General features: G+C 72.4%; 16 protein-coding genes. 9 read left to right on the top strand and 7 right to left on the bottom strand.

The genetic code is table 11. The features are described 5' to 3' along the window. Positions 1-3: 3 nt before the first annotated feature. A complete protein-coding gene (locus tag CP970_RS23675) occupies positions 4-519 on the top strand; it encodes a GNAT family N-acetyltransferase (RefSeq protein ID WP_055551608.1) in 516 nt (171 codons plus the stop codon). Positions 520-524: 5 nt separating this feature from the next. Here CP970_RS23675 and CP970_RS23670 read toward each other — a convergent pair whose 3' ends face one another. From CP970_RS23670 to CP970_RS23655, 4 genes are all read right to left on the bottom strand, one after another. Continuing rightward, complete coding sequence (locus tag CP970_RS23670) at positions 525-1,961, bottom strand: M1 family metallopeptidase (RefSeq protein WP_055551610.1); 1,437 nt, start codon at positions 1,959-1,961, stop codon at positions 525-527. A gap of 84 nt (positions 1,962-2,045) precedes the next feature. Next, positions 2,046-3,170, bottom strand: coding sequence for a YncE family protein (locus tag CP970_RS23665; RefSeq protein WP_055551612.1), 1,125 nt, complete (start codon positions 3,168-3,170; stop codon positions 2,046-2,048). Continuing rightward, positions 3,167-3,769, bottom strand: a complete 603-nt coding sequence (locus CP970_RS23660; protein WP_055551614.1) for an ankyrin repeat domain-containing protein — start codon at positions 3,767-3,769, stop codon at positions 3,167-3,169. Before CP970_RS23660 ends, CP970_RS23665 begins: the two co-directional genes overlap by 4 nt. Positions 3,770-3,861: 92 nt before the next feature. After that, the gene (locus tag CP970_RS23655) at positions 3,862-4,419 is read right to left on the bottom strand and encodes a GlcG/HbpS family heme-binding protein (RefSeq protein ID WP_063806178.1); all 558 of its coding nucleotides are present in this window, start codon (positions 4,417-4,419) and stop codon (positions 3,862-3,864) included. Between the two features lie 369 nt (positions 4,420-4,788). Here CP970_RS23655 and CP970_RS23650 point away from each other — a divergent pair, with 369 nt between their 5' ends. From CP970_RS23650 to CP970_RS23640, 3 genes are all read left to right on the top strand, one after another. After that, complete coding sequence (locus tag CP970_RS23650) at positions 4,789-6,105, top strand: sensor histidine kinase (RefSeq protein ID WP_398655624.1); 1,317 nt, start codon at positions 4,789-4,791, stop codon at positions 6,103-6,105. Beyond that, complete coding sequence (locus tag CP970_RS23645; RefSeq protein WP_150493858.1) at positions 6,102-6,743, top strand: response regulator; 642 nt, start codon at positions 6,102-6,104, stop codon at positions 6,741-6,743. Before CP970_RS23650 ends, CP970_RS23645 begins: the two co-directional genes overlap by 4 nt. A gap of 62 nt (positions 6,744-6,805) precedes the next feature. Next, positions 6,806-7,303: a hypothetical protein gene (locus CP970_RS23640; RefSeq protein WP_150493856.1), complete on the top strand. Its 498-nt coding sequence runs from the start codon at positions 6,806-6,808 to the stop codon at positions 7,301-7,303. Between the two features lie 538 nt (positions 7,304-7,841). Here CP970_RS23640 and CP970_RS23635 read toward each other — a convergent pair. Further along, on the bottom strand, positions 7,842-8,552 hold the full coding sequence (locus CP970_RS23635; RefSeq protein WP_150493854.1) for a pentapeptide repeat-containing protein: 711 nt from the start codon (positions 8,550-8,552) through the stop codon (positions 7,842-7,844). A gap of 96 nt (positions 8,553-8,648) precedes the next feature. On the opposite strand from CP970_RS23635, the gene CP970_RS23630 reads away from it, so the two are divergent. The 5 genes from CP970_RS23630 (at position 8,649) to CP970_RS23610 (ending at position 13,099) form a co-directional block, all read left to right on the top strand. Further along, entirely contained in the window at positions 8,649-9,845 is a 1,197-nt protein-coding gene (locus CP970_RS23630) for an NAD(P)-binding protein (RefSeq protein ID WP_055557173.1), read from the top strand. An 82-nt stretch (positions 9,846-9,927) separates the two neighbouring features. Continuing rightward, the gene (locus CP970_RS23625) at positions 9,928-10,944 is read left to right on the top strand and encodes a zinc-binding dehydrogenase (RefSeq protein ID WP_150493852.1); all 1,017 of its coding nucleotides are present in this window, start codon (positions 9,928-9,930) and stop codon (positions 10,942-10,944) included. An 85-nt stretch (positions 10,945-11,029) separates the two neighbouring features. Beyond that, positions 11,030-12,253 (top strand): GNAT family N-acetyltransferase, encoded by a 1,224-nt coding sequence (locus CP970_RS23620; protein WP_055547520.1) that lies wholly within the window; start codon positions 11,030-11,032, stop codon positions 12,251-12,253. A 121-nt stretch (positions 12,254-12,374) separates the two neighbouring features. After that, positions 12,375-12,905: a hypothetical protein gene (locus tag CP970_RS23615; RefSeq protein ID WP_224058657.1), complete on the top strand. Its 531-nt coding sequence runs from the start codon at positions 12,375-12,377 to the stop codon at positions 12,903-12,905. Continuing rightward, positions 12,884-13,099: a hypothetical protein gene (locus CP970_RS23610; RefSeq protein WP_055547524.1), complete on the top strand. Its 216-nt coding sequence runs from the start codon at positions 12,884-12,886 to the stop codon at positions 13,097-13,099. Before CP970_RS23615 ends, CP970_RS23610 begins: the two co-directional genes overlap by 22 nt. A gap of 28 nt (positions 13,100-13,127) precedes the next feature. Here the strand turns inward: CP970_RS23610 and CP970_RS23605 are convergent, their stop codons facing one another. Together CP970_RS23605 and CP970_RS23600 are read right to left on the bottom strand one after the other, a co-directional pair. Beyond that, positions 13,128-13,622: a GNAT family N-acetyltransferase gene (locus tag CP970_RS23605; RefSeq protein ID WP_055547526.1), complete on the bottom strand. Its 495-nt coding sequence runs from the start codon at positions 13,620-13,622 to the stop codon at positions 13,128-13,130. 119 nt (positions 13,623-13,741) lie between these two features. Continuing rightward, positions 13,742-14,629 (bottom strand): aminoglycoside phosphotransferase family protein, encoded by an 888-nt coding sequence (locus CP970_RS23600; protein ID WP_055547528.1) that lies wholly within the window; start codon positions 14,627-14,629, stop codon positions 13,742-13,744. Positions 14,630-14,636 lie beyond the last annotated feature (7 nt).

The raw sequence follows: 14,636 nt of genomic DNA, 5'->3' as shown, positions 1-14,636 counted from the left end.
CGCATGATCCTCGAACCGCTCGCCGCCGTCGACGGGGCCCTGCCCGGTCACCTCCTCACCGAGGTGACCGGGCTCTACGCGTCCAACCGTGAGTTCTTCGCCCTCAGCGGCGACTTCCCCGACCCCGACGACATCCGCATCGAGCAGGTCGCAAGGACGCTCGCCGACGAGCTGGTCGAGCCGGGCGCCGAAGTGCTGCTCGCGCGCTCGCGCGGGGAACTCGTGGGGATCGCCCTCACCCTCGACCGGCACCCCGACCCGACGGATCCGGACCCCTGGATCGGCCTGCTCATGGTGGACGCCGGACGTCAACGAGCAGGGTTCGGAAGCCAGTTGACGGCCCTCGTAGAGCAGAGGTTCCGGGACGAGGGGCGGGAGGCCGTGCGGCTCGCCGTCCTGGAGAACAACCCGAAGGCGCTGCGGTTCTGGACCGCGCTCGGGTACCTCGTCATCGGGCACCGCGAGGACCGCGCACGGCACCGCCCCTGCGCGATCCTGCGCAAACCGCTCAGCGGCTAGCCGCGCTACGGCTTGTCCGGCTTTCCCTCGCCGTAGAGCCAGTCGCCCCAGATCGCCGCGACCTTCTTGCGCGCGCCGTCGCCGCCCGCGTGCTCCTCGACGTACTCCGTGAAGTCCTTGGTGTTCGCGTTGCCGTGCCGGTGGGCCTTCGCCCAGCCCTGCACGATGTCGTAGAACGTGTCGTCGCCCACGGCCTGGCGGATCTTGTGGATGATCATCCCGCCGCGCTCGTAGACGGGCGAGTCCGAGATGTGCTCGGCGCTCGTCGGCTTGGCGGGCGGGAAGGCCCAGACCGCCTCGTTGTCCTCGTCGTCCTCGAAGTAGTCGCCCTCGTAGAGCGCGTCGAAGGTGTCCTGCGCGCTGTCGCCGCCGTGGTCCTCCGCGTAGAGCCACTCCGCGTACGTCGCGAAGCCCTCGTTGAGCCACATGTCCTGCCACGTCTTGGGCGTGACGGAATCGCCGAACCACTGGTGGGCCAGCTCGTGCACGAGGGTCTCGGTGTCGAATTCCTCGATGGGGAAGGTCGGGCGGGTCTGGGTCTCCAGGGCGTACCCGACCTCGCCCTCGCGGGCGACGATCGCGCCGGTCGAGGAGAAGGGGTACGGGCCGAAGTTGTACTCCTCCCACTCCATGATGTCCGGGATCTTCGCGAGGACCTTCTTGCTCGCCTTCGCCTCGTCCCGGGTGACCGCGGTGATGACGGGCAGCCCCGACTTCGTCGTGGAGGTCTTCATCTCGAAGTCGCCGACGGCCACGGTCGCCAGATAGCTGGCCATCGGCTCGGCGCTGTGCCAGGCGAAGGTGGTGCGGCCGTTCTTGGTCGACTCGCGGGTCAGCTCGCCGTTGGACACGGCCTTGAGGCCCTTGGGGACGGTGACCTGTATGTCGTAGGTGGCCTTGTCGCTGGGGTGGTGGTTGCCCGGGAACCACGCCATGGAACCGTTCGGCTCGCCGAGCGCCAGCGCGCCGTCCTCCGTCTTGAGCCAGCCCTCCTTGGAGCCGTCGTCGTCCTTGATGGTCTCCGGAGTGCCGGAGTAGCGGACGGTGGCGCGGAAGGTCTCGCCCCGGTCGAGGTCCTCCGCGGGGCGCACCCTCAGCTCCTGGCCCGCGCGCTGGAACCGGGCGGCCTTGCCCTCGACGGTGACGCCTGAGACGTCCAGGCCCTTGAGGTCGAGGTTGAAGGAGCTGAGGTTCTTGGTGGCGCGCGCGGTGATGTCGGCGGTCCCCGTGAGGTGCCGCGCATCGGGGTCGTAGCCGAGGGTCAGGCCGTAGTGGGCCACGTGGTAGCCGCCGTTGCCCTGCTTGGGGAAGTACGGATCGCGCAGACCGTCCGCCCCCGGGGTGCCGTCGACGCCCGTGCCACTGCAGGCGCTGACGGTGGCGAGCAGGGCGAGGGCGCAGCTGACGGTGGCGGCTCGGGCGGCCGTAGATCGCGTTTCCACGCGGGTGATCTTATGCGGCAAATGTTCGGTACGGGAGGGCCGTACGGGCTCGGTACGGGTGCGGTACGGCCCTCGCGTACCGCCTCAGAGGATCGCGATGCCCAACGGCCGCTCGCCCGCGGCCAGTCGGTGCACCGTCCCCTCCCGTACGTCGACGACGGAGACGCCGTTCCAGAATCCGTCGCGGGTGAAGCCGCCGGTGACGTACGCGGTACGGCCGTCCGCCGACACCGCGACGTCCTCGTGCGGGCCTTCGAGCGGGATCACCCGCTCCTTGCCGTCCTCGGTGCGTACGGTCAGCGAAGGGCCCTCGTCGGTGTCCGGGTCGATGGGCCCGGTGCCGACAGCGAAGAGCGTGCCGTCGTCGGTGACCGTCACGCCGTGCTGATGCGTGTTGGCGGTCATCTTCTCCACCTCGTACTCGCCGGTGCGCGGATCGAGTACGACGAGCTTCTCGCCCTCGAAGGGCAGCAGCAGCCGTCCGTCGGAGGGCCGTACGGCGGTGTAGTGCGGCTTGAGCCAGGAGCCGAGGCCGCCCTCGGTGCCGTAGGGGGCGACCTCGATGCGGCGCGGCTTCAGGGATTCGGCGCGTACGACGGTGACGTCGAAGGAGTCGTGGTCGGTCGCGTAGACCTCGCCGCCGTCCTTGGACACGTCGACGTCGAAGGGCCGCCTGCCGACCGGCACGGTGTCGGTGACCTCGCGCTTGTCGGTGTCGATGACTTCGAGGACGCCCTTGTCGTCGGGCACGTTGACCCCGACGTAGACGTGCTCGCCGTCCGGCGCCAGGGCGATGCCCATGCCGCCGCCGCGGTACTCGCCCGTCGTCGCGGGTCCGGTCTCCGTCTCGTACGCGATGCGGTCCACGCGCTCGCGGGCCTCGGTGTCGACGACGGCGACGCCCTCGGCGGTGGCGACCCAGGCACGGCCGTCGTCGCCCACGGTCAGTCCGTACGGCGCGGTGCCCACCTTCACCGAGTCGACGGGCCCCTTCTCCGGGTCGACGAAGGTCACCGTGTCGGAGCCGAAGTCGGCGACCAGGAGGGTGCCTTCGGGGGTCTTGGTCCCGGCGGGCAGGGGGGCGCTCGCGCGGGCGGGCTCCGGGCTCGACGCAGCGGGACGGTCCTCCCCGGCGGCGCAGCCCGCGAGGACGGCGGCGGCCAGCGCGGCGGTACCGGCCGCGAGGGCGGCGCGGCGGGGCGCCTTCACGACGCGGCCCTCAGCAGCCCGGCGATCTCCGCGAACCCGCGCCGCTCGGCGTGCGCGAGCGGCGTCGCGCCGTCCCGGTCGGCGAGTCCTGGCGTGGCGCCCGCGGCGAGGAGCAGCTCCACGATCTCCTGGTGGGCGCGGCCCCCGTCACCGAGGATCACCGCCTCCAACAGGGCGGTCCAGCCGAGGTCGTTGACGTGGTCGACATCGCTGTCGGTGGCGCGCAGGACCTCACGTACGTACGCGACGTGGCCGCGCTCCGACGCCGGGATCAAGGAGATGCCGCCGAAGCGGTTGCGCAGCTCCAGGTCGGGCCCCGCGGGCAGCAGCACGTGCAGCATGGCGACGCTGCCCGTCACCCCGGTGACCAGCCAAGGGCTGTCGGCGCGGTGGTCCTGGGCGTTGACGTCGGCGCCCGCGGCGACGAGCACCCGGGCGGCCTCGACGTGATCACCGGCGGCGGCGAGCAGCAGCGCGCCGCGCAGCTCGGTGTCACGGGCCTCGACCCGGGCGCCGTCGGCCAGCGCGGCGGTCACTTCCGCGGCGTTCCCGGCCCGTGCGGCGTCGAGCAGCCGCCGGTCGGCAGCGGTGGTGTTCATGGCGGATCTCCTCGTCGTGCGGGCCCCCGCGCGGACGGGCGCGGGGGCCGGGAACAGCCTCAGTGGCATGCGGCTCAGCGGCCTGGGGCGGCTCAGCGGCCGAGGGCCGCCACACCCGCCTTCGCGAACTTCTCGTCGAGGTCGCCGCTCGGGGCACCCGCGACACCGATGCCCGCGATGGGCGCGCCCTTGGCGGTCACCGGGGCGCCGCCCGCGAGGAACAGGGTGCCGGGGATGTCCTTCAGGGTCGGGGCCTGCTCCAGACGCTTGGTCAGCTCGGAGGTGGGCGCGTTCCAGGAGACGGCGGTGTACGCCTTCTTCACGGCCGACTCGGGCGACTGCGGGCCCGCGCCGTCGCCGCGCAGCTCGACGATGGTGTTGCCGTTGCGGTCCACGACGGCGACGGAGACGCGCTGGTTCTCCTTCTTCGCGGCGTCCAGCGTGGCCTGCGCGGCCTTGGTCGCGGCGGCGACGGTGAGGTGCGTGGACTGGGTCAGGTTCTTGTTGCCCGCGTCGGCGGTGACGGCGGCCTTGGTGGCGGCGTCCGGGGTGCCCGCGGTGGCGGAGACGGCGCCGAAGGTACCGGCGCCGAGGACGGCGGCGGTGGCGGCGACCGTGAGGACGCGGGTGCGGCGGGAGAGCTTCTTCATGGGGTGCTCCAGGGTGCTGGTCGCTGATCTTCGGGAGGGGACCGAGGCGACGCCCGCCTCTGCGGCGTTCCTTGCCTCTGCCCTCAATCCTGGGTCCGGATCCGGGCCCCACCCCTCGACGTTCCGGCTCGCCGCGGCGCGCGACTCGGCCGACACCAGGGTCAACCGATCGGTTGACCCCTTTGTGGTCCCTGCGGGCCACAATGAGACGGTCTGCCCAGTTCAGCGGCTGGGTGAGGGCGGTACGGGAGGCGGGCACCTGTCGCCGGTACGGGAGGCGGGCACGGTGCCTGCCTGCCGCCGCCAGCGCGAGAGACGGACACCACCGGTCGACACCCGTCGCCGTCGGTACGAGAGGGAGGCGCCCCAGTGGGACACCGCACGCCGGGCTCCGGCCCCCGCACACCGGGCCCCGCCCCCCGCGCCGCGGGCCCCCGCGCCCCAGGCCCCCGGGCACCGGGCCGCCCCGACCCCCGTACCCCGGACCCCGACGCCCGCTGGCTCGCGGCCGTCATGCACGCCACGTTCTACCTGCTCCTCGCCACCTCGCTGGCCCGCTTCCTGCTGCGCCACCCCGGCGGCGCGCGCGTCCCGTGGATCATCGCGCTCTCGGCCGTCCTCGCCGTCCTCTACGCCCTCCCGTTCCTCACCGCCGCCCTGCGCGAGCAGCCCGCCACGCCCTTCGCCTCCGGCGCCCGCCCCACCCCCCGCCGCCTCACCTGGCTCGCCCTGGTCGTCGCGGTCTGGCTGGTGCTCGTCGTCCTCGCGCCGAGCTTCGGCTGGTGCGCGGTGCCCCTCTTCTACACCGGCCTGCGCACGCTGCCACCGCGCGCGTCCCTGGCCCTGGTGGCCGTCCTGACCGGCTGCGTCATCGCCTCCCAGGTGCGGCTCGCGGGCCGCTACGACCCGGACCTGATCCTCGGGCCGCCCGCCGTGTCGGCGATCGCCACCGCCGTCTTCGCCTACATGCAGCGCCAGGCCGCCCGCCAGCGCGAACTCATCGACGACCTCATCCGCACCCGCCGCGAACTGGCCGCCACCGAACGGCGCGAGGGCACGCTCGCCGAACGCCAGCGCCTGTCCATGGAGATCCACGACACCCTCGCGCAGGGCCTGTCCAGCCAGCAGATGCTGCTCCAGGCCGCCGACCGCGTCTGGGACACCGACCCGGCCAAGGCCCGCACCCACGTCCGTACCGCCGAGTCGATCACCGAACACGGCCTCACCGAGGCGCGCCGCTTCGTGCACGACCTGGCGCCCGCCGACCTCGCGGGCGGCGGCGGCCTCGCGCAGGCGCTGCGGGCGCTCGCGGAACGGGAGTCGGACGCGGGCCTCACCGTCCGCTTCCACGTGGAGGGCGCCCCGGTGCCCCTGCCGGACCGCGTCAGCTCGGCGCTGCTGCGCATCGCCCAGGGCGCGCTGGCGAACGTACGCGAACACGCGGACGCGACCACGGCGGCGCTCACCCTCACCCTCCTGGACGACCAGGTGGTCCTGGACGTCGCGGACGACGGCCGCGGCTTCACCCCGCCCGCCGACTCCAGGACCCCGGCGGGCGTACGGGGCCACGGCCTGCCCGCGATCCGTGCGCGGGCGGTCCAGCTCGGCGGCACACTGACGATCGAGTCGGCGCCGGGCGAAGGCGCGGTCCTTTCCGTATCGATCCCGTTGGAGCCGCAGCGATGAACACCAACCCGGTCCGCCCGGTCCGCCTCCTGGTCTGCGACGACCACGTCGTCGTACGCGCGGGGCTGCTCGCCCTGCTCGGCAGCGCGCCCGACATCGAGGTGGTCGGCGAGGCGGGCACCGGCGAGGAAGCGGTCGCCCTCGCCGCGAAGCTGACACCGGACGTGGTCCTGATGGACCTGCAACTGGGCGAGGGCATCGACGGCGTGGAAGCCACCCGGCGCATCACGGCCCGCTCCCCCTCACCCCACGTGCTCGTCCTGACCACCTACGACACCGACGCGGACATCACCCGGGCCATCGAGGCGGGCGCGACGGGCTACCTCCTCAAGGCGGAGCGCCCCGAGGAACTCTTCTCCGCGATCCAGGCGGCGGCCCAGGGCCGCACCGCCCTCTCCCCGCCGGTCGCCTCCCGCGTCATGGCCCGCATGCGCAGCCCGCTGCCCACCCTCACCGACCGCGAACGCGACATCCTCGGCCAGCTCTCCCAGGGCCTGGGCAACCGCGAGATCGCCCGCGCGCTCTTCATCAGCGAGGCGACGGTGAAGACGCACCTTGGGCGCATCTACGACAAGCTCGGCGTCGACACGCGCGCGGGGGCGGTCTCGGTGGCGAAGGAACAGCGCCTGCTGCCGTGAGCGTTTCCGCGGACCAGGGGCTTGCTGCCGCTGGTGCGTCCGGCCCGTGACACCATCGACCCGTGCTCGACATCGGCTACGCGCTCTCCCGCCGCTTCCCTGACCCCCCGGAGCTGGACTACGGCCGGGCGGACGTCCACACCCTCCGTCACGACCTCTTCTGCGGAGACGTGTATCTGGCGGACACCAAGGCGGACCGGGAACTGTCCACAGCCTGGGGATGGGTTCCCGTCCTCGACTTCGCGTGGGCGCTGTGCGACATCGTGGAGCAGCTCGACCAGGATCCGCTCGGCAGTCGGGCCTCCCGGCCCCAGTACGCCGAGCTCGACTTCACCGAGTCGAGCGATCGCATGCTGTTCGCTCGGCGCTTCGGGTGGGTCGACATCGAGGCGGACTGGATGTCGCCGGACGATCCGCCGCTCGCCTTCTCCCACGCGGAGCTGCGGCGCGAGTCCCGCGACTTCCTCCACGATCTGCTCGCGGACCTGACCGACCTCCACGAATCCCTCGCGGACAACCCGTCACTCTGGTCCCTCCAATCCCGCTTCCCCCGCCTCTGACCCCCTCCCTCGGCACGGGCTTCCCCCTGTAGGAACCTTTCCCACCCGCCCACCCGTATCTCCGCGACGGGCCCTTCCTGTAGGAGCCGCCTCGCTTGCTGTGGGGCGGGGCCGCGGCGGTATGTCCGTCCTCGCCGTCCCAGAGCATTGCCACACCACGGGCACCTCGGAACGAGGCAACCAGTGCTCCGGGCGGACATACCGCCACGTCCCCTCAGGAGCGCTCGCGACTGCGGGCGCGCTCAGCTGTGGGCAATCGTGCCGCTGGGCGGCACGGGTGGGCACAGCCCCCGTCGCCGAGGGACGGGAACGGGAGCACAAGCCACGGCGCGGGCGGGGGTGGGGACACCCCCACCGGCCCGCAGCCGCGAGCGCTCCCGAGGGGACGTGGGGGTATGTGCGAACGGAGCACAGTACAGACCGAGGCAAGGAAGCAAGCCCAGTAGCCCCCGCCCCGGGATGGCGAGTACGCACATACCCCCGCGGCCCCGCCCCCAAGACGAAGACAAGGCGACACGGCCCAAGGCGCCCCGCCAGCTCACGCCACCCGCACCCCCACCTGCCCCGCAAACGCCGGCGCCAAGTCGATCAGCTGTTCCGGACTGATCACCGCCCCGCGCAGACACTCCACCCCCCGCGCAATGTCCAGCTCCCCCGCCGCCCGCAAATCCACGTCCTTCATCCGCACCCCGCTGAAGTCGACCCCCCGCACCACACAGTCCCGGAACTCCACCCGCTCCAGGGATGCCAGCCCGAAGTCCGGCTCCACCAGCACGCAGCCCTCGAAGATCACGTCCCGCAGCCGCGCCTTCCGCAGGTTCAGATAGTCGATCTTCCCGCCCCGCACCACGACCCGCTCCAGCACGCCCCCGTGCAACTGCACGCCACCGAGCCGCGCATCCACCACCTCCACGTCCCGCAGCGACGCCTCCATCAGGTCCGTCCCCACCCCCCGCGGCTCCATCAGCACGGAATCGACGAACCGCGCCCGCGCCAGCCGCGTCTCGCCGAGCGCGCACCCCGTCACCGCGCAGTCCATGAAGAGCGCACCGCCCCCGTCCTGCCCCCCGAGGTCGAGCGCGCTGAACTCGACCCCGTCGTAGTCCCCGTCGGGCTCCAACTCCCCTCCCTCGAAGGGCCGGAGCGGCGGCAACCGCACCTCGGCCCGCCGAGCGGCCTTCACCACGGACTCCGCCTTCGCCTGACCCTGCCCCTGACCCTGCCCGTGACCCTGCGTCTTCCGAACCATCCCCCCATCGTGCACGCCCCCACTGACAACGCCCCGATGTCACACCGGCCAGCCCCCGCCCGTCCAAGAAGGGAGACCACGTCCAAGGGAGCGCCCATGCCAAGCACCCCCCGAGCCACCCCCCGCACCACAGTCATCGGCGGCGGCCTGGCCGGACTCACCGCCGCCATCACCGCCGCCGAGGCCGGCGCCCGCGTCACCATCCACGAGGCCCACCACACGCTCGGCGGCCGCGCCCGCACCGCCGAGGGGACGTACAGGACGAACGAGGGCCCGCACGCGCTCCACAGCGGCGGCCCCCTCTGGACGTGGCTCGGCCAACGCGACCTGATCGACCCCCTGACCCCCGTCCCGCCGATGGAGGCGACACGCGTGCGCCTGCACCACCACGGAGCGCTGCGCCGCACCCCGCCCCTGGCGATGCTCAAGCTGCTGCGCCACAGGTCCGAACGGGCCCCGGTCGACCAGGACTTCCTGTCCTGGGCGACCGCCAGGGTCGGCGAGGAGGGAGCACGAGCGGCCGCGCACTACGCGGCCGTGGCGACGTTCCACCACTCCCCCGGTTCGCTCTCCGCCCGTTTCGTACAGGAACGCCTGCGCCGCGCCGCCAAACTGCCCCCGGAGGCCGCCTACCCGCGCGGCGGCTGGGCCTCGGTGATCGACAAGATGGCGGCGTACGCGTGGAACCTGGGCGTACGCATGGAGACGCTGGCCCGCGTCGACAGGCTCGCGGACGTCGCCCAGAACGGCCCGGTCGTCGTGGCGACGTCGCTCGACGCGGCCCGCCGCCTGCTCGGCGACGAGTCGCTGCGCTGGGAGAGCGGCCGCACGGCGCTCGTGGACGTGGCGTTCCGTTCGCGCAGGGGCGACGCCTTCGTCGTGTCGGACCTGGACCGTACGGGCAGGGTGGAGCGCTGCACCGCGCGCGACCGCACGCTCGCCCCGGCGGGCGAACAGCTCGTGCAGGCGCGGATCCCCCTCGCGCCGGACGAGACGGAGTCGGACGGCGTGGCCCGCGCCGAGCACCTCCTCGACCTGGGATTCCCCGGCTGGCGTGATCGGCTGACGTGGCGCGGGGCCTCCGTGGCGAACGGCCGTACGGGCGCGGTGGACCGCCCCGGCACCACCTGGCGGGACCGTCCGGCGATCGACCGGGGGTACGACGTCTACCTGGCGGGCGACCAGGTGGCGGCGCCCGGGCTGCTGTCCGAGGTGTCGTTCAACAGCGCGATGGAGGCGGTGTCGCTGGCCCTGACCAAGTCACTGCTTGACCTCAAGTCCACTTCAGGTTGAAAGCTATGAGCCTCGACGCAGCGCACTCCCACACTCCCCGCCCCGAAGCAGCCCACCCCAGAGCGAGCTCCAGGAGTCCACCATGCACGCCATCAACCTCCACGCCTTCGGCCCCGCCGAGAACCTCCGCTACGAGGAGACCCCGACCCCCGCCCCCGCCACCGGCCAGGTCCGCATAGCCGTCGCCGCGGCAGGCGTACACCTCCTGGACACCGCGCTCCGCGAGGGCATGCAGGGCCCGCTGCCCGAGCTCCCCGCCCTGCCCACGGTCCCCGGCCGCGAGGTGGCGGGCACCGTGGACGCCCTGGGCGAGGGCGTCGACCCGAGCTGGCTCGGCAAGCGCGTGGTCGCCCACATCGGCTTCGCCCCCGGAGGCTACGCGGAGGCGACCGTCACCGAGGCCTCCCGCCTGCATGAGCTCCCCGAAGACCTCGACTTCGCCGAAGCCGTCGCCCTGATCGGCACGGGTCGTACGACGATGGGGATCCTCCAGTTCACGGACCTCACACCGGAATCGGTGGTCGTCGTCCCCGCCGCGGCCGGCGGCATCGGCACGCTGCTCACGCAGTACGCCAAGCACCGCGGCGCCACGGTCATCGGCCTGGCGGGCGGTCCGGAGAAGACGGCCCGCGTCCGTGCGAACGGCGCCGACCTGGCCGTGGACTACAAGAACCCGGCGTGGCCCGACGACGTGCGCGCGTACCTGAAGGAGCGGCACGGCGACCGCCGCGCCACCGTCGTCTTCGACGGAGTGGGCGGCGCGGCGGGCCTCGCCGCGGTCGACCTGCTCGGCCCCGGCGGCGTCCACGTCGTCTTCGGCTGGTCGGGCAAGGGCCCGCACGACGGCGAGCCGCTGACGTTCACCGATGAGGAGCTCGCCGAGCGCGGCATCACGCAGCTCAACGTCCTCGGCCCGGCGATGATGCGCAGGGCGGGCGGCGACAACCCCGTCCGCACCCTGGAACTCGCCGCACTCGCCGAGGCCGCGACGGGCCACTTCACCCCGGCCGTGCAGCGCTTCCCCCTGGCGGAGGCGGCAGCGGCACACCGCGCGCTGGAGACCCGGGGAACGATGGGCAAGGTGATCCTGGTCCCCTGATCCCCTGCCCCTCGGCCCCGCACGCCCCGGCCGGAAAATTCAGATGCCCGTACCGGATAAGGGAACTACCGTCCGTTATATGGGTATGGACTCCATCCACTTCCGCGACATCCCCGAGACGGGCATCGACCGCGCTCTCTCCCTCGCCTATCTCGCCTTCCACGAGAACCCGGAGGAGGAGAAGCGCAAGCACCACCACGACCTGCTGCGCGGCTGCTCCCGCATCGGGGCGTACGAGGGCGACGAACTCGTGGGGTTCCTCGCCGCTTTCCCCTTCACCGTTTCGGTCCCCGGCGGTGAACTCCCCTGCCCCTGCGTGACGTTCGTGTCCGTGGCGCCGACGCACCGGCGCCGCGGCGTGCTCTCCGGAATGATCGCGGAGCTGTTCGCGCGGGCTGCGGCGGACGGCGCGCCGATCGCGTCCCTGTGGGCGTCGGAGGACGCGATCTACGGCAGGTTCGGCTTCGGGTCCGCCACGTTCGGCCACACCGTGGAGATCGACTCCCGGCGTCCGCTCGCCCTGCGCATCACCCCCGACGACCGCCCGCTGCGCCTGGTCGACCCGGCCGACGCCCCCGCCCTCCTCGCCGCGTACTACGACGCCACCCGCACCGAGCGGGCCGGACGCATCGACCGCACCGAGGCCTGGTGGCGCGAGGAATGGCTGGTGGAGAAGGACGAGGACGACGACGAGCTGTCGCCGCCCCGCGTGGTCGTCATCGGCGAGCCGCGCGGCCCCGTCGCCGGTTACGCGATCTACCGCACCAAGACCCGCGACGACGACCCCGGCCTGGTCCGCCTGGACGAGCTGGAGGCGGACACCCCGGCCGCCGCGGCCGCGCTCTGGCGCTATCTCGCGTCGATCGACCTGACGGGCCAGATCCGCGCCTGGGGCCGCCCCGTCGACGACCCGCTGCTCCTCTTCGCCGCCGACCGCGACCAGGTGCGCGTCACGGGCGAGTTCCCCGCGCTGTGGGTCCGCCTCGTCGACGTACGCGCGGCGCTGGAGTCCCGTTCCTGGGCCGCCCCGGTGGACGTGGTGCTCGACGTGCGCGACGACCGCGTCCCGGCCAACGCGGGCCGCCACCGCCTGACGGCGTCCCCCGACGGCTGTACGTACGCGGCCACCGAGGACCCCGCGGACCTCACCGTCGACGTACGCGACCTGGCGGCCTGCTATCTGGGCGGTACGAGGACGGCCGCGCTGGTCGGCGCGGGCCTGGCCACGGAGCACACGCCGGGCACGGTGACGGCACTGGACGCGGCCCTGCGCACGCCCCGACTGCCGCACACGGTCGACGCGTTCTAGCAGCCGCCGCCGGAACCCCCGTGATTATGCAAGGTCATTGCATACCTGAAGTACGCGCTGGTAGCGTCGCGGATGCAATGACCAAGCAATTGCGGGAAGTTGGGGGAACAGCTTCATGAGCATGCGCAACAAAGGGATTTCCGTCGTGATCGCCTGCGCCTTGACCGGGGCGGCGGGCAGCACCGCGTACGCGGCTTCCGAGCACGCGGAGAACCCTGCGGGGAATGCGGTATCCGCGCAGCGAGCGGCCGGTTCACAGGCAGCCGGCGCACAGGCTCTCGGTGCGGACGAGATATGTGCCGTCCTCGGCATCGGCAGCGGCGCGGCGGGCCTCACCAAGGCACTGGCCAAGGGTGCGTCATGGGTGGGGATCGGCGCCAGCGTCGGGTGCTACGCGTACACGAAGGCGAAGCAAGCGACGCCTGCGCAGAAGCGAGCAGCCATGATCAAGTCGTACAAGAAGTACCAGGCCATGAGCGACCTCAAGAAGCTTGACGCACTGGGCTATTACTGCCGCAAGCAGGGCGGCGGCGGTGGCGGCGGAACCGACGTCGCCCCGGCCAACACGGCGTCGGACGTCCAGGTGATGGCGGGGTGGCGGACCATCAAGATGAAGGGCGTCAAGTACTCGTGCACGGCCAGCAGGGACTGACGACGGTGCGCCGCGGCAGCCCGGGACACGGGGAGCGTTTCCTTCTCTCCGCGGCGCTGCTCGTGGTGAGTCTGCTGTGGTTCACCCGGGACATGGCCCTGTGGGCGAACATTCTGTGTGTCGTGGGCGCGGCCGGAGGAGCACTGGGAATGCTCCTCTTCGGCCGGAACTACATGAACTCACGCAGGAATTGAACTCACGCGGGATTGGAAAAGGCTACCGCTAATGCGAACCGGGCGAACCGGGCGAGCCGAGCGAAAGCAGCGCATCGCCGGTCAGCCGGTTGGTGGTCCATTCCTCCATCGGTACCGCCCCGAGTGACCGGTAGAAATCAATCGCAGGCGCATTCCAGTCGAGCACGGACCACTCCAGACGCCCGTATCCGCGTGCCACGCAGATGCGGGCGAGCTCGGTGAGGAGTGCCTTGCCGTGGCCGCCGCCGCGCGCGTCGGGGCGTACGTACAGGTCCTCCAGGTAGATCCCGTGCACGCCGCGCCACGTGGAGAAGTTCAGGAACCAGAGCGCGAAGCCGACCGCCTCGCCGGACGCGTCGTCCTGCGCGATGTGGGCGTAGGCGGCGGGCCGCTCCCCGAAGAGCGCCTCGCGCAGCTGCTCCTCGGTGGCCCGGGCCTCGTCGAGTGCCTTCTCGTACGCGGCGAGGTCGCGGACCAGGGCGTGGATGACGGGGACGTCGGCAGGTGTGGCGGTACGAATCATGGCGGCAGCAAGCCATGCCCGTACCGCCGCAGTCAACGCCGTCTCACCTCGGCGCGCCCGAGGAACAGCCGCTCAGCGCCCGCGCAGCAGCCGCCCAGCGCCCAAAGAACAGCGACCGCTCAGCGCCCGAGCAGCAGCCGCGCGATCTCCATGTCGTCCGCCACCAGCGGGCGGCCGTCCTCGATCTCCCACAGCGCGTTCTGCAGGACCCGGCCGAGCGTCCAGGCGCGCGCCCGGTCGCGGTCCAGGCCGAGGACCTCCGTCATCGCGTCGAAGCGCCACAGCACCTCGGCCGACTCGAAGCGGTTGTCGAGGGCGGGCCACAGGTCGAAGCCGGGGTCCCCCGCGAGCGGCTTGGGGTCGATGGCGAGCCACGGTTCGCGGTCGCTCGCCATGACGTTCTCGAAGTGCAGGTCCCAGTGGAGCAGCCGGTCACCGGGCTCGCCCATGACCTCGCGCACCGCGCCCCCGCACCGCTCGACGATCGCGCGCTCGGCCGGATCCGCGATCTTCTTCAGCGCCCCCGGCAGCTCCTCGACCATCTCGGCCGCGATGTCACCGAGCCGCCGCATGCCCTCGGGCGCGGGCCCCGCGGTCAGCCGGGCGAGGAGTTCGGCGATGACGAGGACGGCCTTGCGGGTGTCGGCCATCGTCCACAACATCCGTGCGGGGTCGAGGCGTTCGAGCAGCATCGTGCCCGTGTCGTCGTCGTAGTCGAGGAGGCGGACCGCCCCGTCGCCGCGCCACACGCGCAGCGCGACCGGCTCGCCCTCGGTCTCCTCGTCCAGGATCTGGAACTTGACCGCGGCGGGCGTACCGTCGGCGCGCACCACGGGCAGCACCAGCGCGGCCATGCCGTGCATCGGCTCCCCGTCGACCGTCAGGTCCCAGCGCTCGACGATGTCCTTCACGCGTCCTGGCAGCGCGGCGATGAAGGCCCGCCCCGGCTCCCCCGCGTACGCGTACTGCGACTCGATCAGCCCGTCCGGAATGCGAATGTCGATCACGTTCGCG

The organism is Streptomyces kanamyceticus, assembly GCF_008704495.1.
Taxonomy (GTDB): Bacteria; Actinomycetota; Actinomycetes; order Streptomycetales; family Streptomycetaceae; genus Streptomyces; species Streptomyces kanamyceticus.
The sequence above is the reverse complement of the archived record's forward strand: the minus strand, read 5'-3'. Positions and strand labels throughout refer to the sequence as shown.